We start from the raw sequence: 21,089 nt of genomic DNA, 5'->3' as shown, positions 1-21,089 counted from the left end.
TTTAGTATATGATGATCTATAGCGAGGAAATGAGTTCTGGCATGTGCAAGCAAGTTCCCAAAAGGGTGATTGGGCTGATATGAGTTCGGATACTTTGCATAAAAGTAATGATGAGACTCAATATCTATTGAGCTTGTATAAACTATGCATGAGCGCTATCGCAGGCAATACATCACTCGATGTCAGCCTGCGACAAATTATGGCTAGCCTGGAGGCCCACTATCCTGCTTTACAGACCATAGTAGTGGTGAGTAGTGAAGCCACGGGTGAGGGTAGTTTGTTGATCACTTCAGACTTGTCTGCAGCTTCTGCTGATTCTTGTCTGAAAAACATGCGCGATCTTTCTTTGGTAGCAGAAGACTTTCTCCTACCAGAGACAGAGGCGGACTTGCGTGCTGCCTGGCGAGGAGTCGTGCAAAAACATGGTTTGACCTTGATAGAAAGCATACCGTTCTTCGATGCCAGGCGGACTTTGCTTGGCGCTCTCTTCCTGTTGAATAAACCACAACTTCCATCCAGCCAGCCCAATGCGCAAGTATTTGAAGAGCTTGCCAGCCTGATTGCCAATCTGCTGCAACATGCGCATCATCAGCAGCAAAACCAGCGTGCTAATGCCTTGGCCGAGCAAAGCCAGGCCAGCATGTTGCGCATGGCACTGGCGATAGAGGGTAGCGCTACTGGCATTTGGGACAGGGATATACAGTCTGGTCAAATTCATTACTCGCCTGGCTGGAAAGCCATCTTAGGTTATGCAGATGCAGAAATTTCAAATCGCATAGAGGACAGTTATACCAGGTTGCATCCTGAGGATTTGGCCTATGTGCAAGCCACCATCAAGGCGCATTTCGAAGGCCGGACTGAGCAATATGTGGTAGAGCACAGGGTACGTTGCAAGGATGGCAGTTATAAATGGATATCCAGCCGGGGCAAGGTGGTCAGCCGGGCAGAAGATGGCAGCCCCTTGCGCATGATAGGTACCACCACCGATATCACTGCCATGCGTACCTTGTCGCAGCGTTTGCAAGAAAGTGCCGACCTGGTGACCTGCCTGACCAATGAGGTGCCAGGCCTGGCATATCAATACTGCATGCATGCCAATGGTGAGGAGCGCTTTACTTATCTTAGTGAGGGCATACGGGATATTTATGAATTAAGCCCGGCACAAATGCCGGACGCCGTGACACTGGTACATGCGCGTATACACCCTGATGATTTTCCTGCCTATCGCAACGCTGTCCTCAAGTCAGCCAGCAGACTGGAGCATTTGCATCTGGAGTACCGCGTCAACTTGCCACAGCAAGGCATGCGCTGGCGTCAAAAGGATGCCAAACCACGTCGCTTGCCTGATGGCTCTACCCTGTGGCATGGCTTTATTACTGATGTCACCGAACATAAACGCATAGAGCAGGAATTGCAAGAGTTGGCGACCATAGATTTTTTAACGCAAATCCCCAACCGCCGCAGCTTCATGGGCCGCATGGAAGAGGAGTTGGCCCGCATACAGCGCGGTGCCAGCAAAGCCGCGGCAGTGCTGATGTGTGACCTGGACAATTTCAAGCTCATCAATGACACCCATGGACATGCCGTAGGTGACCTGGTGCTCAGGCATTTTGCCCATATCCTGCATGATGAATTACGCAAAAGTGATTATGCGGGCCGGGTGGGCGGTGAAGAGTTTGCCGTAGTATTGGCGGGCACAAGCATAGCTGACGCCACGATCTTTGCTGAACGCGTGCAAAAGCAATTGCTGGATACACCGGTCAATGCGCATACCTATATCATTCCTGTCACGGTCAGTATAGGGATAGCGATAATGCAGGCCAGCGATATTGATGCCGATGTCTCGCTATCATCCAGTGACATGGCCTTGTATCGCGCAAAAGAGAGTGGTCGGAATCGTATTGTCGTTGCGGCAGATTAAAACGCTATTTCTTCGCTATGTCTTGTTTGCCAGCCACTCTGTCTTATCCATGGAATAAACAGCGTTATCCATGTCATTCCAGCGTTCTATGCCGCGATATCGCATGCCCAGTTTTTTCATGACATGGGCTGAGGCCTGATTATCCTGATGACAGATTGCGCACAAGGATACTGCCTTGAGATTATCAAAAGCAAATGCCGCCATGGCACGTGCGGCTTCTGAGGCATAACCCCGGTTCCAGCTTTCCTTGCGCAGTCGCCAGCCGGTTTCCAGGGGATTTGCCGGGTCGTGCCCCAGGTATTGTATGCAACCCGCACCGATGATTTCATTACTCTCGAGTTCTATGAAACTCCACCAGGAAAATCCATACTCTATCCAGCGTGCCTTGATGCGCTCTATTGCAGCCAAAGTATCCTCAGGTGTATCTGGCTTGCCGCTAATGTATCGCATGACTTCAGCCTGGCTGTTCATGTGAAACAGGCCATCAAAATGACTATCGTTCATTGGCTCCAGGCGCAGGCGTGCAGTAGTCAATATGCTCATGATCAGGCAAGATGTTGATAAGTAAGCATGTGAGTGTAAGCTTGAAGCCTGAGAGTTTCAAGCGATAGAACAGCTCCAGCCAGCAGACATCCATGATGAACACGGTCAGGCCATTGTTTGCTACATGACCTGACCTGTTACATCATGTTGCTGACAAAACGGTGATGACAGCTTGCATGGGGGCAGACTTTAACTTGAGAGCGACAGTAAATCAGCTATCTCTGTGTCCGAAATAATTTGCTCTTTACTGTGACAGGTTGCTCATAGCGAAGGTCACTTCCTCGACGCCTTCAATCATTGCAGATGCGAAATCGGCCGGTGCCTCGGCAGACATGGCAGTGCTGAATGCCTGGATGTCTATGATACGTTTGCTCTTGTCCTTCCAAATAACACTGATCTCATTTTCCTGAGATCGTGGTTTTTTTGTGATTGCATCGTTTTCGCCGCTCAAGCCGAAGTGCAAGGTTTCTATTTTTTTGTGAATCTTGATTTCACTGAGCTCACCATCGAATAGGCAAAAAAGCATGCCAGGCGCCAGCTTGTCTGTACGCAGGGGCGGCCTGGGTTCTTTTTCGCCTGCCATATATCCATCTACCTGCAAGCCGGGCCAGCCCGATATGACTTCAGAGCGAAGAATCACGCCCGTCACCAATCCCTGAGGATTCGTCCTGTGTTGCAAGTAAGCGCGGTCCCGTTCTTTGTCGGCTGGTGTCACACTCCCGACGCTGAATGCACCGTCGAGCAGGCAGGCGATCCAAAACCAGTCCAGCGCAAAAAAACGTATGGATTCCACCGGCAGCATACGTTCGTCCGGCACGAGGTAAGAAAACGGCAGGCCTTCGAGCAGTCTCAGACCAACAATCCAGTCTTGCAGGGCTGGGGGTAATGCCGCATCAATGTCTGTCACCGGGTTCGACGATGGAATGGCCAGCGGATGGAAAGTCCGGGTCAGCTGCAATTTGGCTTGTTCCTGCTTCCAGTGCAGCAGCTCGAGTGAAAATTTCTTGTTTTGCAAAGCGATCAGTCGCCCAATTTCCCATGCTGCCGCGTAGGACGCGTCGAACATCCCTGACGCCTGGTTATAGCGCAAGAGCTGGTCTGCGACCTTGACAGGCCAGGAAAGAAGTGCCGTGCTTTGGGGATCCATGGGATTCTTTGTGGACGCAAGCGGCCCGTGATACCAGGACACGGTTTTTTTACCATTGCGCAAGGCATGCAGCATAGGCACCGCACCTGATGCCAATTGCGCTTTGGCTATGTCATCGCTTTCCCCGGGAAAATCGCTCTCCGGCAAACGCAAGCTGATGGGGCCAGTAGCCGGTGTGCTTCCTTTGAGATTCAACAGCAACTCGGTAAATTGCTGTTCTGGCTGGGTGCAGCCAAACCTGAAGCTGGCCAAGCTGATGAGTTGAATCTTTTGTTCTTCCTTACCTTCTTTGTTCTTGAAATCAAATGCATTATTCTCATCTGTATACCGATGCTCAAGCGATACCAGGTGCGCTGTGCTCAAGCCCTTGGCCTTGGGTAGTCGCTTTGCAATGATGGCGGCGACTTCGGCAAGCGGGGTGGCAGTGGCGGATGAGCGTTGACGAACATGCGCCAGTAATTTGAGTTCGTTTATACTCGGAAGCAGGGAATCCAGGAGTGACTTGTCAACTTCAATGATGGTGACTTGATCTTCAAGGGATTGTCCCCTTTCCGGTTGATAGTTGAGTTTTGTCTCTTTCAGGGCCATGGTCTGCGGCTCGCCTATTTCTCCTTCGTGAAAGACCAGCAGCGCCAGCCATGGTGCATCGGAACTGGCTTCTGCCCTGCGCTCCCAGGGCAATGTACTGCGCTGTAAAACTACATGCGGTAGCACATTTGCGTGGTCACCCATGCTGCCGTTGGGCGGGAACACGGCAAGAATTTCGCTTGGCGGCAAAGTAAAACGCTCGCCCTGAATCGAAAAGCTCGCCTTCTTTGTAAACGTGGTTTCCGGGATACCTGTCCCGGCGATTACTTGCGTGACTTCAATTTCATAATCGCCTGCGTCGACGCCAGGGTCGTGTGAATCGATGAAGCAAATCACGTCATCCTGGTTTTGCAGGGAATTATTTCCTGGCTGGCTCATGGCGTTGCCTCGACTTGTGGTAGTTCTACGAGATAATCGAAAGTAAAGTCATTATCGAGTTGGGAGATACTGACGCCTAACTTTTTAAGCAACTCGTTACGTTTGCTCGTGTCCACTGCTGTTGTGACTTCGATACCCTGGGTGCTGCGGGTAAAAGCTTTCCCCATCGGCCCCCAGGTGCATGAACGGGTATTTTTTCCGTTGTTGTCGCTGACCAGCAAATCCTGGCGTTTTATGGCCGCGGTCTTATAGGCAGGCTTTGGCTCATTCGCCTTGATCTCAAAACCACAGAGCGCATTGTCGACAAATTGGGGACCATGCAGCTGTGGCGTGAGCGATGAGCCCCAAAGCGAGAAGGGAACATTTTTCGTTATCGCCTTGCAGGAAAACTGGGATACCGGTTCCTTTGAGCTAGTCTCATTGGTCTTAGACTTCGGGGTGAGCTTAATGCTATGCCTGGAAGACGTGACTAACGACAGCCCCATCGGCGCCACGCCAAAATGCTGCGCTATTGCGGCCCCCTCCCTGGAATCGAGCTTGGGAACATCGTAGGAGGTTGATGGAATCAGCGAATCGCTCACCAGCCGGAAATGTTTGCCGTTGATGATGCCAAGCTCATCCTTGCCATCGCCTTTGCGTACCAGGCCATCGGCTACCACAATGCTGCACACTTGCTCTGGCAGGAATACTTTTTTAAATTCGTCCCACCCTATCGCCTTGGCCTGGCTGGCAGCTGTTTTGCCAAAATGGATGGTAAATGAAATGATCCACAAATGTACCTTGGCGTCACCCGCGAATTCGGGGCCCCAGATATGCAGGTCCGCACCGACTTCGAGCGACAGCCTTTGTGTGCCAAAGAATTCGAAGGTGAGCTGGATACCAATATCAACATAGGCTTGCGCATCATAATGGTAGGGCATCCAGGCAATCAAAAAGTCTATCCCGGCTTTGAGCCAGGCCATGACAGCACCGCTTTTCCAAATGACCTGCAAATGTCCACCAGCCATGATGGCCGATGGCGTAAGTGCAAAATAGGCGTCGCCTTGCAGTGACAGGCCAAATTCCTGGAGCTGCCAAGAGAAACCGAGTCGTGGCACCACGGGATAATGTTTGAGCACCTGGAAATGCGGATGATAGCCGCCCAGCGTCAATACGAAATCCCCGTTTTTTGCCATGCCACTGTCCTTGAACCAGCACAGAAACGCGAATCCTCCAGTCAAGTGGCAATCCCGGGAAAAGAGATATGAAGTGGGGGTGAGTTGCGCCCGCAATTCCAAAAATCCGTCATCGGGAATGAAACTGCCTTTGAGCGCCAATTCGACTTCAGCGACAGCTGGCAGGTCATTGCCAAGCTCCGCTGAAGGAATGCGCATGGTCGACAAGCCCAGAAGGTGCAACTCAAGTTTTTTGCCAAAGGCAGCGGTGAGCAGTACGGTTGACTCGACCATCTTGAATGAGCTGAACATCACACCAGCGGCGAGGAAGTGCTGGCCCACTGTGGCAGGGATGGCTGCGCTGGCACGTTGCAGAATCGCCAGCATCTTGCTGGCATCAGTCTTGTTTTGCGCCGCTTCTATGAGTGGAAACTGCGCCAGTCTTTCTATCGGGGGCACGACCACGTTGCGGTTGTAGCCAAATCCGGCGGCAAGACCTGTGACGAAAAAGAATGGCGGGCCACCGATGGGGTAATCGAGCAGGCCGTAAATGAAAAACGATGAATCTTCTTTGGCTGGATCTTTTTCATCCTTGATGATGGTGTACGAGCCAAGTGCGCTGATGGTCAAGACTTTTGCCTTGATGATGGCTGCACCGCTGTATTCAGTTGAGGCACTTGCATCTTTGGACGGCAATCTCAGGAAATTGCCACCAATTTCGACAAACCCGTTGCTGTAATCTATGCCCAGGCCGCGTAATGAAACGTCGATTTCACGTGTGGAGGGAGCTACACCAAAACCGAGGCCGTCCAGCGAGATGCTTAATCCTGCTGCAGTCATGGAGGCGCTCAGCAGCACCCATATCTTTGATTGGCGATATTCGACACCAATCCGCTCGACATGGATGGGGCCTACTGCTTTTTGGATATTGAGCCAGATGGCACTGTCAGGAGGCGCTGCGGTTGGTGTCGCACCTGCGGGCAAGGCTTGCGTGCTCATGGGAAAGGCAAGCGGAGGTGCGGCAAAACCCAGGTTCAAGTCTGCCGCAATGTTCAGGCCTTGCGCCAGGGCGATTTGTTGGGCAGGATTTGCCGTAGCACCCCCTGAGGGGGGGCGCGGGGTATCCGCCGTTTTTTGCCCAATGTTTTGTGGCAGTGAGGGGTTGATCCTTGCCACATCTTCTGCCGTGAATGGTTTTTGCGCGTAGATGACCTGGAGGTTGCGTATGCCTATATCCTGGTTGAAATATTTTCCGACCAGGGGAAGGGAAGTAAATTTGAGTTCTGCGCCCAGGTCCATACCAAAAAGATACTTGCCAGAGTCTTGTGCCGGCAGGGTATTGGTCTTGGTATGCGCCAGGAAGGCGTTTTTCAAGTTGATTTTTAGCGTGTTGAGGTGCTTTCTCGTTTCTTCTTCCTCGATAAGCCCCCCCATCATGTCGCCCAGACCCAGGGCCTCATCACTCCAATGCTTGTAGGCAGCGACCAATTCGCTTGATGCAGGTATCTGGTCTTTTGCCGCAGTCGATTGTGATGTGAAGGAGAACATATGTTCGCCTAGTGACAACCAGCCCTTGTAGATTTTCTCGTCCTTGGCAAAGTCGATATTGACGCCGGCTTGAATTTTTTTACCCTCAATGCTTATCTGGCCGGTGCAGGAAAACCTGCACGAAGCAACTTTCGCCACCGCCACCTCGAAGCTGATCAACTCAAAGCTGTCCAGTACATCTGGCAGTGTGAGGTTGGGCGGGAACGACTCGATTCTTTTCGCCAATTGCTCCAGCATACGGCCAAGCGGGATTCCTGCTTCCTGACCAATGGCTACTCCTGCCAGCATCCATCTGTTTTGCCTCACATCGAACATCAATGAAAACTTGGCATCGCTGTCATTGCCTGGCACTACCATGTCTTTGTTCACGACGATGGAGAAGTTATATTCCAGCGGCTCGGGATTCAGGCTCAGGTTGAGCTGACTAAGTGTGATTGAGTCGTATCGAAATTTCGGGTAGCCTTCCAGCAGGCCGCCTGAAGAAAACATATGGTTGAAGTCCAGTTGATATGGCTCGGTCAGACGAGCCTCGACAGCAAAACCTGGAAGATCTATGCTTGCCATTAAATTCTTTGTGCCGAGAGTGGACACGCTGCCAGACAAGCGCCCCCGCACGTCCAGACCTGTGCCGCTGCGGTAGTCTATGAATACCCGGATTTCGTCTATGGAGGCATCGATCTTGCCTTTGACGATAGGCCAATTCGCAAGTTTACCAAGTGCTATGACGAAGGCAAACCCGGCAATTTCATGCTTAGCTTGATTTGCTCCCTTGACGAGACGAATGATGGCCTTGTTGAGGGTGAGCTGTTCAAGTGCAGATAAACCCTCGGGCAATTCTAGCTTGGTTTCACCCCATAAGTCTTCCAACTTAGCCAAAGGCAGTTTGTCGAATGTACATTCTATCTGGACATTGGTATTGAAATCATCCCAGGTTTCTGCGGCGAGCACCCCTTGGCCGATAAGTTCTTTGCTGTTGTGGTCGAACTTCAGCTTGCCAACATAGGCCATCACAGGAGCAAGATTGGTATGACCGAGTAACCATTCCCTGGTGAGTGGCGTGTAGAACCGAAATTGCGCCGGTTCAATGGTAATTCCTGCCGGGAGATCCACGGGGCCGCTTAGCGCAGCCTGTACATGTATGCCTGGCGGCAACTGCCGGGCTTCCCAGGGTTTCGTGTCCGAGGGCCATGTCGTATCAAGCGTCCCTGGCATGACGATAGAACCCCAGATTGGGCGAGGCGAGCGATTCGTCTCCAAGGCGAGCTTCCCGTCCGGTGTCCAGGACGCAAGGAGATTGAGCCCCTGAGCAAGTTGGATCGCGCTACCTTCCTGAGCTAGCTGAATCTCGCCACTGCCTGGGTCGAAGAAAAGATTCGCATTGCAGTCGTGTGTGCTGAAAACGATGTGGACGTGTTGCAGGATTTCTTTCCAGAGCACGGGGGGCTGATCGCCTGGTGCTTCGGGCGGATGCTCCTCCCCTTCATCGTAGGTCGCTGCTTCAAAAGCGTCAGGGAGTGAGCGAAACACCTTTGATAGAGGCTGATCCAACGAAAAGTCCAGCAGAGCATGTACACTGCCATCATCTTCCAGGGAAAAACTGGCTTTCATCTGGCACTCAAACGCAGCAAGGGCTATTTCCGATACATGCTTTATTTCTGGCAGCGTGGCTTTTCCTCCGAAGCTGATGGAATTGTCCCCCGTCTTGAAGTCTTGCTGCTGTATCTTGATTGCAGTATGTGTGCCCCACACGCGCTCAAATGCCGTTTTGAACGCATCGTCCTCTACCGTGTTTGCCCAGAGATCAAGCGTATCGTCCGATGAGCGGAGCACCTTCTGAAGTTGTTCGAAGTCCATTGTGCTCAGCCTCTGGTTAAATTTTGTGTTTGTAGATCCAATTCATCCCGGTGTGGATGTATGGCCATACATTTTTATTCTCGAATGCGTCGGCATGATCTATGCCTCCGGGGACTTTAATAGAGGCTGAACAATTGTACCTCTGCCCGCCTAGTGTCACTGTGCCGTCACCCTTTTGGGCTGAGGTATAGGTGTCTTTCAATTCGTCTGGAATGTTCAGGCTTCCGCTCCGCTTACCGCGCAGGCTTGGGACGCCTGTCAAATTGACGAAATTCATTGATTGTATGGTGTCTTTTCCATTCAGACAAACACCGAAGAGTCTGTTGAAGATGGTCAAATCATACTGCTTGTTTCGAATGAGTAAGTGCAATTTCCGTGCTTCACTGATATTGCTCTTCATTTTTTTTATTAAGTTGGCACGACAATCACTTGCCTCCGACCAAGACCGCTCGTTATACGACCACATGCCCGCTCCTCGCTTGACCGGCTTGTCCGGGTTGAAGTGAAAGTTGATGATATTTTCAATTTCCGTCTCTAAATCACGATCCAGTTCGCTCCACGGCAACAGATCAGCAAACCCGGGGAGGACAGGGGCAAGCATGGAGAATTTCCAGCCGTTGTTGGCTAGCAATTTAGTTGCAATGGCTTTTTCATAATTGATGATGCTAGGAGATGGAAATCCTCTCATCATGCGCATGAGGGCTTCGGGAGCACCTGGGATTGGCCCTGCAACGGCGACTATTCCTGCAAAATCAATGTCGTCTGCAAGACCACCACCAAGCACAGTTGCGAGGGCGGCGAGTACACCCATGCTGTGGGTGACGTACATGAATTTCGTCGCGTTATGGTCATGACATGCGGCCTTCATGATTGATAAGGTTGCAGCCTTGATATCAGTGATATTGAGTATGGTTGAGACGCTCCAGTCGTAGTTCAATACGTAGACATGTGGTGTGAAACAAAGTTGCTTTCCCTCTTTGTCAAGACGTTCGTTGGCAGGCAGTTTTACAAAGCCGTGGTAGATTGGGGCGACAAGGTCCACCTTGGCTTCTTCCCATTTGGTTGGTCTAAGCACTTTCGTAACACTATTCATCCTCTGGAGGTCGTCTACGAACAGCTTCACTTTCGTTGCTGTATGCGACCCTCCTGTCCATACTGTCCGACCTGTGCTGTGTACAGGCCAGATATCCTCGTGAGTGATCTTGTTCTCCAGTGGGCTTCCAAGTATTCCTGGTAACAGAATTACGGCTACATCTTCCATCTCAACATTCCCCTCAGATTAAGAAGCAAATACACGGAACCATGCTAATGCTTTGCCTGGAAACTGATACTGTCAAAAATTTCCTCAAGCACACCCATGGACTTGTCATGGAGTGAGATGAAAACAGGCAGGAACAATCTGGCACCCATGATCCAGCTAGAAGACATCAAAGTACTCGACCCAAAGCTCGTATAAATAGGCTGCATTAACTGCTGTTCGCGATTCGCTTTTCACTTGGATGTCTGTTATCCAGTTTGTATTGGAAACTTCGAAAAGACTTGAATAGGCCTGCCCCTTATACTGACCAGCGGTGTCACCCCAAACGGCAGGGACAAACACTTCGGTTTTACCAACGAAATTGGTTGTTTTATCTTCCTTATGTATTATTTCTACCTTGGTTCCTTTGCTTGAGTTAGTATCCGTACCGTTCCAACAGTCCCAGACGATAATATAGAATCTGTACCAGCGCTTTGCACCGGCCTGAAGAGGGGGGCCGCCAAGACTATAAATACCCTTATCGAGAATGCTGACACACTCGTTTTTGTAATATGTCTCCTTGACATTCAGTTTTCTGCTCCCCACGAGCTGTGTTGCCCCCTTGATGATTACTGCTCCACCGCTACCCCTGATCGCACCTGTGACCTCGATATCACCCGTAACCGTCAACTTTTGGGTATTCAGTGAGATATTTTCCAATAAGACTCTTTCCCTTTTGTCATTGACATAGGCATTTGCAATCGTGAGGCTATTGCTCTTTTTTTGAGTACCATCGGCCAGCTTCGAGCCTACAAATATCCCTGGGTTACTATTGTCATTAGTTTGAAAATGCAATTCACTACCCGCGCCAAAATCCATTTTGACATCGCCATGAACCTCTAACTTGGCAGTAGGGATATGCTTATCAGGCATACTCCCCATGACCATACTGCCCGGAACGGTGAGCTCGTCTGTGCGCAAGGCCAATTTCTGAATATTGCCTCCATAAGTTCCAGAGTTGCCACTACAGATCTGGAAATATTTGCCCAGTACCATCATGGTTGGATAGTCATCATTGTTGCCTAAAAATACCAGGCTGCCATTGTTACCAAAATCCATCTTGACGGGACCGGTCACCCCCAGTTTTGCAGCTGACTTCTGCTTATTGGCATCTTCGATTTCTAATGGTGGGCCACCAATACCCACGTTTCCATCCTTGATGAGGAGAGGTCCTTTTTCTATGTTGCACACAAATTGCCCATCCCAGTAGCCAGGAATATTGTCGTAGTGCAGATACAGGTTCGCATTGCCGGGTTCGGCTGATACATTGATGGTGATCATCAGGTCTATGCTTTTTTTGTATTCAAGAGCATAGTCCTTGGTAAACTTGAATTCCCAGCTTGCTGTTTCGCCTGTTTTGGGGGGCGGTACTCTCTCTACACCATCAGGAACGCCGACTCCCATGATAGCTCCAAGATCCCATGCATCAACACCGGTGTCACATGACAAGACCAGTTTGGTCGCAGGGTAATTATCATCGCCCTTGCGAAATACTATCGTCGATGTGCTGACATCCTTGGCCTTGTAGATATTGGTAAGGCGCAGCGTGATCGTTGCTGACTCAACGCCGTTCTGCACGCGATTGCCTTCGATGATACTCATATGCAAAGGTATGTTTTTTCTGCCGCTATGATTTGTCACATGCATATATTGCGTGCGGCTGCCGGTAATCGCTGTACTGTCGGGTGATTGCAATTGATGTGGAATCAATTCAACCTGTGTCCCGCGTGCTCCGCTGCCCGGCGCAGCGCTGAGACCAGCGAGCTTGATCGAACGTGTTTCCCCTACTGAAAGCGTGTTCTTGCTTCCCGTGTAAAGGAAATAAAGCTTGACTGGTGCATTCGTTCCAGTCTGATTGGCAAGTTGTGCCAACTTCCAGTCTGCTGTGCTGACGACCTTGCTAACAGCTGCGCTACTGAGTAATTCCAGTGTGCGCCTGGACAGCGTTCCCGGGCGAAACTGTAAAGCAAAATGGTAATTGCTGGCTGATACCTCACCTGATCCGGCAATCATATTGATGTCTTGCGATGAGGTATTGGTAATCGTTAAATGTAATCCCCAGTCGTCGGTATCTTCGGAAATGACCATGACTGCTTGATCGTCGTCATCGAACAGCGTGAAATCAATAGGGTAGCTTTTGCGAAACTGGGCCAGCTTATTCTCAGTTGCCATGATTGGATCGCTTTCTTGTCAATGGAAGTGGTTTATTTTTCAGCGTCTGAGGTGCTCAGCTTGAGCCAACCCTCTTGAATTTCCAGCTGCCCGGCCCAATTCGCCTGGGTATTGGCTGGCTCTATCGGGCTTGACTCGTTTGCCTCGCGCTTGCCTATCCACGACCACTTGTGATCGGTTTCGGCAGGCAGGGGCAAGGCAATCTTGCTTGCCTGGCTCAGGATGGGGGCGGTCAAGAACCATGCTTCTATCGCTTTCAGTGCTGGTGCATAGTGATCTGGTGCAATGTCGTGTACCTCGGCAGGCAAAATCCCGGATGTGACATGCACCACGCCGCGCGGGTCCAGCAGCATGGTCAGCTTGACTTCGCCGTCGGCGACACAACGCTCTATCCAGGTGTCATTACCCGCCTGGTATGCGCCATAGTTACCATCCTTGTCTTCTATCCAGTACCCCAATAGCCCGTCGTTCAATTGCCGGCTGTCGCCAAGACGAATCTGCAATTTCACTTTGCTGATGCCGTCGCTTGAGCGTTCAAACTGCTTGCCATCGCTTTGGAAAAAATTTTCAAGATCAGCGCGGAAGCTGTCCCAACTTTGGTTGATTGCCGGTTGCCCCTGTAGCGCCAGTTTCAATTTTGCCCGCACCACAGCAATCGGCCGCCCTATCAGCAGTGCCAGGGCTTCATGCTCGGACGAACGTGCCGGGTGTATGTGCTCCAGCGCTGTATCAAGTTGTTTAAAAAAATTGGCGGGTGCCTTGCTGATCAGGTTGTCTACTAACATACCCAGATACTTGGGGCGTTTTTCTGGCGTGACTGGTTTTGCGCCCGGTGCGTATGTCCACTTGAAATCCCTGTCAAGCTCCCCTTGCGCCTTGCCGCTGGCATCGTAGACCATGAGGCTTTGGTCCAGCTGGTTTTGCATGAGCCAGGCACAAACCGGCGTCGTTGCGGGATGCGAATTCATTTCGACTTCGCCATTGTCACCCGCCAGCCATTGGAAAAATATCCGTGCTGGCTGTGCCAGGCGGGGTGGCAGCGAAAAAAAGCCCGGCTCCCTTGATGGCGGCATCAATTCGCTCGCCAGCCAGTTTTTCACGTCCAGGTCTTGTACCCGCCCAAAGGTATCCACCAGGCGCAAATCAAGCACTTTGAAGCCGCCGCTGCGTATCAATTGAAAATCATCCAGTGCTTGTGGCGCCACCCAGGTGTTTGAGCCAACCGCCTGCTTCACGCTATGCGTGAATGCTTTGGCATCTGCAAACCCCAGCGGTTCGTCCAGTGGCAGTTGAAAGGTCTGCTTGTGCATCAGCAGGGCTTCGTTAAAGCCATTCAGCGCTTGGGCCAGCACGTTGAACTGCGCATCGTCAATGACCGAGGCAACCTGGAGCATGGTATCGACAACAGGGTCAGCAATCTTGGGGTCTGATTTCTTCGTGTCATACCATTCTTTGATGGCATAGACATGGGTTTCGAAAAAATCGTTGGTGCGCTCTTTTTGCGGGATGGCTTTATCCTGGAAATATTTTGCCAGCAGCCGTAGCGACAAGAAAGCGTTGATACGCTCGGATAGCTTGAATTTGGCGTGGCCCGTCAGCAAACTGCTGCCCGTATAGATACTCGCGGCGGGTCCGGCTTCACCTTTTCCTGCGATAGTGCTCAACTCCACCTGATCCTTGTCAAGCTTAAAAGTGTTCAGAATAAAATCAGGATCATAATGGCGGCTATGTGCAGAAAGATTGTTCATCTCTTGCACCGCTTGCATCTGCACCCGCCAATCGAGCGAGAATGCATGCCATGTTCCCGGCGGGTCTTCGTGCGTGCCGCCTTTGAATTGACCAATGAGAGCAGAGAGCGTATCGATGTTGGACAAGTCCAGGTCCTTCGTAAAAACCTGGCATGGATGCGGGCCGTTTTGAAAGTGGCGCTTGCTCATGCGCAGCCCATCGCCGGCAATCAACAATACCGGCTCGTTGGGGCGATAAAATCGCATTCCTGGCCGGGGCTGTAGTTGTTTTGGTGTTTGCAGCAGGCCTTCGAGTTCTTTTTGGAGATGATCGCGGCTTGTAGTCAGGCCAGTGATTTGTTCTTTTTTCTCCGCGATAAGGACAAGATGGTGTTGTTCGATAAAAAACCGCACTTCGTCAATGTCCGAGTAATCGTCACGTGCATCGCCTGGTGGATAAGCGCACAGCATGTATTTGTACCAGTCTGCATAAAGCTGCTTTTGCATGCAGTCCAGTTCGCAGATGGCATGATCGAGTTCGCGCTGTGCCAGATTGAGTTGATTGAGCAAATCTGGTTCTTTCGCCAGGTCGGCGGCTGGGTCGGCGTTACTGAATGCCAGTGTTTTCTTGGCGTTGGCATCGGTCACGCGTATGCCCCATACCGTCCCGCCGCTAATGGAGGAAAACCCGCGATCATGCCTTGCATGCTGGAATTTCGGCCCTATGTCCAGCGTCAAATGATCTATGCTCTCAGACAAATGCAAGGCCTCAAGCTTGGCTTCGAGGTTGTCTGTTATTTGATGAAGGCGTGCGTCATTTGCCAGCAGCGCCGACAAGGCTTCGGTGGCGGTATTGCCCATGGCAACGCTCACATTGCCTGGCTTGAAGGCATCGGCTTTCTTGTCCATGCCCATCCGTGCATGGAAAATTGTTGCCTTTGGCAATGCCGCTTGCGTGTCCCCAATCTCCCAATTGAATGCTGTCTTCAGTGCCTGTTTCAGTACCAGCGCTTCATCTATGGCTTGACCTTGTTGTTGCAGATTCTGGCGAGCTGTCTCCAGGGCTGCGGTCATTGCCTCACTCTTAAGCCAGTCATGATCAGTGTCGCTGTACCAACCTATGATTTCGTAGGTGATCCCGCTGGTTTCGCTGGGCAACTCGTGATCATAAAAACCGAACACGCTCAGGCAATTGGAATACAGTGCAGCAAATGTGGGTTCGCCCAAGCCGCCTGTGGGAGGCGCTGTATTGTTTCCCTTGTCAGGATTGGGTTGATACCCCACGGCGGTTAAACGATAGTTCTTGCTTGCAAGATATTCGGGCGCAGCGTCGTTTTCTTTCTCTGGGCGTACCCGTCCGAGGTAGCGAAACGGTCGCTCCCCTTTTTGCCTGTCATAGGGAAAGGGGATGGCTATGCTGTGCAGGCTTTTGCCATCGGGTGCCAGGGGAACGGTTTTGTCCGGGTGTAAATAATCGCTTTCCACCACCCATTGCCTGTCTTTTTTATCATTCTGAAGGCGCGTCACCAGCCACCTGTTTGGCACTGCCGGAAATAACATGGCTTGCTTGCACCCTGGGGGGACCTTGCTGCTGCCGTGCGCCAAAGCGTCGGGCAAGGCCCAATGAAGATGTACCCCGGGAGGAAGCACCAGGGTCTGGTTCTGAAACGGATACGATGCCAGATCTTCGCTGATGTTTGCAACATCCGGATTGACTTCATGTTCGCCATTCCAATAAGGCATGCGCGTGAAATCTGCTTTTGCGTTGACAACAGAAAGTGGGGCCTTCAAGTGAAGTGCATCCAGACGAATTGGGACTGCCAAAAAATCTGTCATATCGCATCCATTTCCTGAGCATGCCCTAAGGCTTGCAGTATTTGTGTTTTGATAATGACGTAATGTACATCCTAATCGTAATAGTGTTCAATAAAACATTACTAGGGCTTGCACAAAACTGCGCGAGCTGGCCCGTCAGCTCACGCATCTAGCAAAATTCGCTAGTGAAGCGCTGTCTTCCTTGCTACGTGTATTCGTGGGCTGCATACAACATGTCATATGCAGGCGCAACAAAGCAGCCTCGCAAGGGTGCTTTCTTCAGCAAGGCCTTACCGGGACAATTTTGTGTAAGTCTTAATTATTCGAGACGTGAACAGACGCTGGTCTGTCATTTGATGAGATGCAGACAGCTGGGCTTAAAGCTTGGAGAAATTTTTTGCCAGCCATACTGCCTTGTCCATGGAATAGACCGCGGTATCCATGTCATACCAGCGTTCTATGCCACGATATTGCATGCCCAGTTTTTTCATGACATGGGCTGATGCATAATTGTCCTGGTGGCAGACGGCGCATAAGGACTCTGACTTGAGGTTTTCAAAGGCAAAAGCGACCATGGCCCGTGCGGCTTCTGAGGCATAGCCCTTGTTCCAGCTTTCCTTGCGCAAACGCCAGCCTGTTTCCAGGGGATTGGCCGGGTCACGGCCCAAATGCTGTATGCAGCCTGCGCCGATGATTTCATTACTCTCGAGTTCTATGAAACTCCACCAGGAAAATCCATACTCTATCCAGCGGGCCTTGACACGTTCTATCATGGCTTGGGTATCTTCAGGTGTGTCGGGTTTGCCGGTGATGTATTGCATGACTTCTGCCTGTCTGTTCATGTGGAACAGTCCTTCAAAATGGCTATCGGTCATCGGCTCCAGGCGCAGGCGAGCAGTAGTCAGTATGGTCATGATTTTCAGGGGCTAAGGACAGCGATGAGTTTAAGCTTGAAAGCAATGCGTTTCAAGCACACACTCAATTGACCTGGGATTCACATAAAAGTTTCAGGCCCGTAGCACGTCCCTGACAAACACGGTCAGGTCAGTTGATTGCGGCATGACTTTGGCCTGGTACATCATGTCACCGACAAAACCGCGATGGTAGGTAGCATGGTTGACGACATGCAACAGCATTTCCTGGCAACTCATGACACCCTCGCCACCGCCTATGAAATTGAAATGGATGACGCGCTCCAGATCGTTTTCAGTCAAGTCTTTGGTGAAATTGCGGTACCACTCATTCATCTTTTTTGATGCATTCCACAGTTCGTGCAGTGGCGGCGTGGTGGCAGTATTGCGGTCTTGATACTCATGCTTTTGACCCAGTAAATGGGCGCGGAAGACATCGTCTATTACATACACATGGTTCAGCGTATGCAGCATATTGCCAAAGCGTGTCAGGCGTGGGCGCAGTACCTCTTCTTCAGGCAAGGTGCTCAGCATGGAAAAAAATTTATCATCTGCCCATGCTTTGTAGTGGGTCAGCATGCGTATATTCGATAACATCGTCATTCATATTCTCCGGTTGGATAAGGAAACCTGCCTTCCAGATAGAGTATGTGTATTAAGCCTTGGCTAGTAGATACAGATGTTTGCGATTACGGCAGATACAAAGCAAGAAATAAAAAAGCCACCAGAACAACAGTCTGGTGGCTTTTGAGCCCGGATCAGTGAGGGCTTTTATTTCTTGAATTTTGCTTCAGCAATGCGATCAGCGATGACGCTGGTTGGCAAGCCTTCTGCATCAGCGCGGGCAAATACTTCTGCCAGGGTTTCACCGATGCGGCGCACGTGGGCGACCATGCCATCTTCTGGTGTGTTCAGGTATTCATAGCAAACCTTGATGATGCCACCGGCATTGATGACAAAGTCGGGTGCATACAGGATACCTTTCTGACGACAGATTTCACCCATCTCTGGTGTAGCCAGCTGGTTATTGGCACCACCAGCGACGATCCTGGCTTTCAGGCGTGACAGGGTGTCCGGGTTCAGGGTTGCACCCAGGGCACATGGTGCATAGATATCTGCCTGTACATCATAGATAGCATCGATGGCGACGATTTCTGCGCCCAGTTCTTCTTGCGCGCGTTTCAGTGCAGCCTGGTCTATGTCAGTGACGATGAGTTTGGCACCAGCTTCTTTCAACTGGCGCGCATAGTCATAGCCTACATGGCCCAGGCCTTGCAGGGCCACGGTCAAGCCATCAAAGCTGTCGCGTTTGAAATGGTGTTTGACTGCGGCCTGGGCACCCACGAAGCAACCCAGTGCGGTATATGGGGATGGGTCACCGCGGTCACCCAGACCGGCAACGTATTTGGTTTTGCTGGCAACATTGGCCATATCAGCCGGGCTGGTGCCTACGTCTTCTGCTGTGACATAACGGCCACCCAGGCGCTCCAGGGCTTCACCCAGGGCTTCAAACAGGGCAGGGGTCTTGTCAGTTTTTGGATTACCTATGATAACGCTTTTGCCGCCGCCTATAGGCAGGCCAGCAACGGCGTTCTTGTAAGTCATGCCGCGCGAGAGGCGCAATACATCACGTACAGCTTCAGCTTCATCTGCATAATTCCACATGCGGCAACCACCCATGGCTGGGCCAAGATTGGTGTTGTGGACAGCGATAATGGCTTTCAAGCCGGATTTGGCTTCAGATGCGAACACGACTTGTTCGTGGTCGTCGAAATTGATTTCATTAAATACAAAAGCGGTCATGCTTATGGCTCCGCGCGGTTCGACCAGACGAGCTGCCAGATCAGGCAGATGCACTGGTGCCGCAAAAAAGTGATTAAATAAGTGGTAGTGTTGTCATGCAAATAAAACGGTCCCTGATCACTGGTTGGTGTAATCAAAAACACAAGGCGGTGATTGTGTCACGCGTGCGAAGTATAGGGGAATAGAGGGTGAAACTCAATCTTGCCAGCTGGCTATTAGCAATACGCCATTCAGGCTGCGACACTGATTTGTGTCAGGTCCAGCAATTCTTTCATGTAGCGTTCCTGGGTTTTCAGGCAAAAACCGGCGGAATAAGGATTCATGAAGCCATGTTTACTGCCTTTGACCAATTCTGCATCATGGTTGCGTTGGCGCAAATCACTGACCAGTTCTGCCGGTTCAAAAGCGGCTTCCTGCTCGGCAAATATCAGGCGGGTTGGACAGACTGGCTGCACATCGCGATGATCGCGTATGCGTGAGCCATAGAACAATACTGCCTGCTGCAGATTGGCCATTGCAGGGTTGACGCTATTAAGCCACAGGGCGCTGGCACCGGCACTAAAACCTATGGCATAGCGCAGGCTGGATTGGTGAGTGTGTATTAATGAACCCAGCTTGTCTGCATATGCCGCTACTCCGCCCTGAGCGATAAACGCATGGTAGGCCAGGGTTTCTGCCGGGTATTGTATTTGCTCGCCATCAAAAGGCGAGGCAATCAGGCTAGACAAGGGGAATTGACGTGCAAAGCTGGCAATGGCTGGTGTATTGCCAAAAACATCAGTAACAATCAGTAAGACAGGCGGTGAGGCGGGTGCAGACACAATAACAGACACAATAAGCAGCTTGGTAAGTACGCAAGAGGCGGGAGCCTACCGGACTTGTGCCGGGAATGCAAGAAATTCACCCTGAAACGCATAGTGTTGCTGGCTGTTAATGCATGATTGACACTAGTATGCATGCTCATGGATACTTGGCAAGAATTGGAACTTTTTGTTACAAATCAGGTTCTTAGTAGCCTGCCATTATATAAATATACGGAGACTTAACATGTTGCGACCCAGTCTGATTTTTCTTTCCCTTGCCCTGGCATTGACGGCATGTAGCAAGGGAGGAAAAGATGGCAAGGAATCGGACCCGGCTAAAGCCAGTGCGAGTGCCAAGGCGGCCGCCACAGCTTTGATGGTGACGGAAGAAGATTTGCAAGTGATACAAAATAGCGCCTTGTCATCCGGCCCTGTGATTACTGGCTCAATTCAACCAGAACGCAAAGCTGATTTGCGTTCGGAGCTATCTACTGTCGTCTTGCAAGTATTGAAAGAAAATGGGGAGACGGTCAAACGTGGTGATTTGTTAGTGCGTCTGGATGATACTTCCATCCGTGATAGCCTGAATTCGGCTGAAGAAGCCGCGCGTGCTTCGGTGCAAACCCTGGAGCAGGCTGAGCGCCAGTTCCAGCGCCTGAAAACCTTGCGTGCTTCTGGCATGACATCGACCCAGCAACTGGAAGATGCCGAAATCCGTCGCAATAATGCTCAAAGTGATCTGGTGGCTGCAAAAGCCCGTTCTGTACAGGCCCGTCAGCAATTGCAGCGCACAGAAGTGCGCGCGCCGTTTGATGGTGTCGTCAGTGAGCGCAAAGTGTCTGCTGGTGATACGGCTCAGATAGGTAAGGAGCTGGTCAAGGTCATTGACCCTAGCAGTATGCGTTTTGAAGGTTTGCTGTCGGCCGACAAAGTCAATAATATCAAGATAGGCCAGGCCGTCAGTTTCCGCGTCAATGGTTATGGTGAGCAAAGTTTTACCGGCAAAGTCAAGCGCGTTGATATGGCTGCCAATGCCACCACTCGCCAGGTCGAAGTACTGGTGGCCTTTGCAGACAATAATCCGCCGCGTGTGTCTGGTCTGTATGCCGAAGGCAATGTAGAGACCGGCACCACCCAGACTTTGATGATCAAGAATACAGCCTTGCTGCGCGACGGTGACAAGGCTTATGCCTGGCGCGTCAAGGATGGTATTTTGAAGAAGATCAGTATCGTGATTGGTGAGCGTGATCCACGCCGTGGTGACTTTGAAGTGCGCAGTGGTCTTGTAGCTGGCGACAAAGTTGTGCGCAATCCGGTTTCCACTTTGATTGATGGGCAAAAAGTGCAGATGATAGCCTCGGTGCCTGTCAATGTCCCAACGACCGCCGCTGCAGTGCCAGCAGCCTCTGCACCAGCCGGGAAATAAGC

The 21,089-nt window shown here is 51.1% G+C and carries 12 protein-coding genes; 2 read left to right on the top strand and 10 right to left on the bottom strand.

Features of this window, described 5'->3' with window-relative positions; genetic code table 11:
• Positions 1-148 precede the first annotated feature (148 nt).
• A complete protein-coding gene (locus ACO0LC_RS09040; RefSeq protein WP_423002326.1) occupies positions 149-1,921 on the top strand; it encodes a sensor domain-containing diguanylate cyclase in 1,773 nt (590 codons plus the stop codon).
• Between the two features lie 15 nt (positions 1,922-1,936).
• Here ACO0LC_RS09040 and ACO0LC_RS09035 read toward each other — a convergent pair whose 3' ends face one another.
• The 10 genes from ACO0LC_RS09035 to ACO0LC_RS08990 form a co-directional block, all read right to left on the bottom strand.
• Positions 1,937-2,464: a GNAT family N-acetyltransferase gene (locus ACO0LC_RS09035; protein WP_423002325.1), complete on the bottom strand. Its 528-nt coding sequence runs from the start codon at positions 2,462-2,464 to the stop codon at positions 1,937-1,939.
• Positions 2,465-2,708: 244 nt separating this feature from the next.
• On the bottom strand, positions 2,709-4,577 hold the full coding sequence (locus ACO0LC_RS09030) for a hypothetical protein (RefSeq protein ID WP_423002324.1): 1,869 nt from the start codon (positions 4,575-4,577) through the stop codon (positions 2,709-2,711).
• The gene (locus tag ACO0LC_RS09025) at positions 4,574-9,133 is read right to left on the bottom strand and encodes a DUF6603 domain-containing protein (protein ID WP_423002323.1); all 4,560 of its coding nucleotides are present in this window, start codon (positions 9,131-9,133) and stop codon (positions 4,574-4,576) included. Before ACO0LC_RS09025 ends, ACO0LC_RS09030 begins: the two co-directional genes overlap by 4 nt.
• Before the next feature lie 16 nt (positions 9,134-9,149).
• Positions 9,150-10,394 (bottom strand): hypothetical protein, encoded by a 1,245-nt coding sequence (locus tag ACO0LC_RS09020; protein ID WP_423002322.1) that lies wholly within the window; start codon positions 10,392-10,394, stop codon positions 9,150-9,152.
• Between the two features lie 156 nt (positions 10,395-10,550).
• A complete protein-coding gene (locus tag ACO0LC_RS09015) occupies positions 10,551-12,602 on the bottom strand; it encodes a hypothetical protein (protein WP_423002321.1) in 2,052 nt (683 codons plus the stop codon).
• Positions 12,603-12,634: 32 nt separating this feature from the next.
• Positions 12,635-16,165, bottom strand: coding sequence for a hypothetical protein (locus ACO0LC_RS09010; protein WP_423002320.1), 3,531 nt, complete (start codon positions 16,163-16,165; stop codon positions 12,635-12,637).
• A gap of 356 nt (positions 16,166-16,521) precedes the next feature.
• Entirely contained in the window at positions 16,522-17,058 is a 537-nt protein-coding gene (locus ACO0LC_RS09005; protein ID WP_423002319.1) for a GNAT family N-acetyltransferase, read from the bottom strand.
• Between the two features lie 93 nt (positions 17,059-17,151).
• Positions 17,152-17,658, bottom strand: a complete 507-nt coding sequence (locus tag ACO0LC_RS09000) for a DinB family protein (RefSeq protein ID WP_423002318.1) — start codon at positions 17,656-17,658, stop codon at positions 17,152-17,154.
• A gap of 168 nt (positions 17,659-17,826) precedes the next feature.
• Complete coding sequence (locus tag ACO0LC_RS08995; RefSeq protein WP_423002317.1) at positions 17,827-18,858, bottom strand: Glu/Leu/Phe/Val family dehydrogenase; 1,032 nt, start codon at positions 18,856-18,858, stop codon at positions 17,827-17,829.
• Positions 18,859-19,088: 230 nt separating this feature from the next.
• Entirely contained in the window at positions 19,089-19,679 is a 591-nt protein-coding gene (locus tag ACO0LC_RS08990; protein ID WP_423002316.1) for a hypothetical protein, read from the bottom strand.
• Between the two features lie 226 nt (positions 19,680-19,905).
• Between ACO0LC_RS08990 and ACO0LC_RS08985 the strand changes: the two genes are divergently transcribed.
• On the top strand, positions 19,906-21,087 hold the full coding sequence (locus tag ACO0LC_RS08985; RefSeq protein ID WP_423002315.1) for an efflux RND transporter periplasmic adaptor subunit: 1,182 nt from the start codon (positions 19,906-19,908) through the stop codon (positions 21,085-21,087).
• Positions 21,088-21,089 lie beyond the last annotated feature (2 nt).

It is taken from the genome of Undibacterium sp. JH2W (assembly GCF_049340425.1).
Classification (GTDB): Bacteria; Pseudomonadota; Gammaproteobacteria; order Burkholderiales; family Burkholderiaceae_D; genus Undibacterium.
Note: the sequence above shows the minus strand (reverse complement) of the source record. Positions and strands in the feature narration are given on the sequence as shown.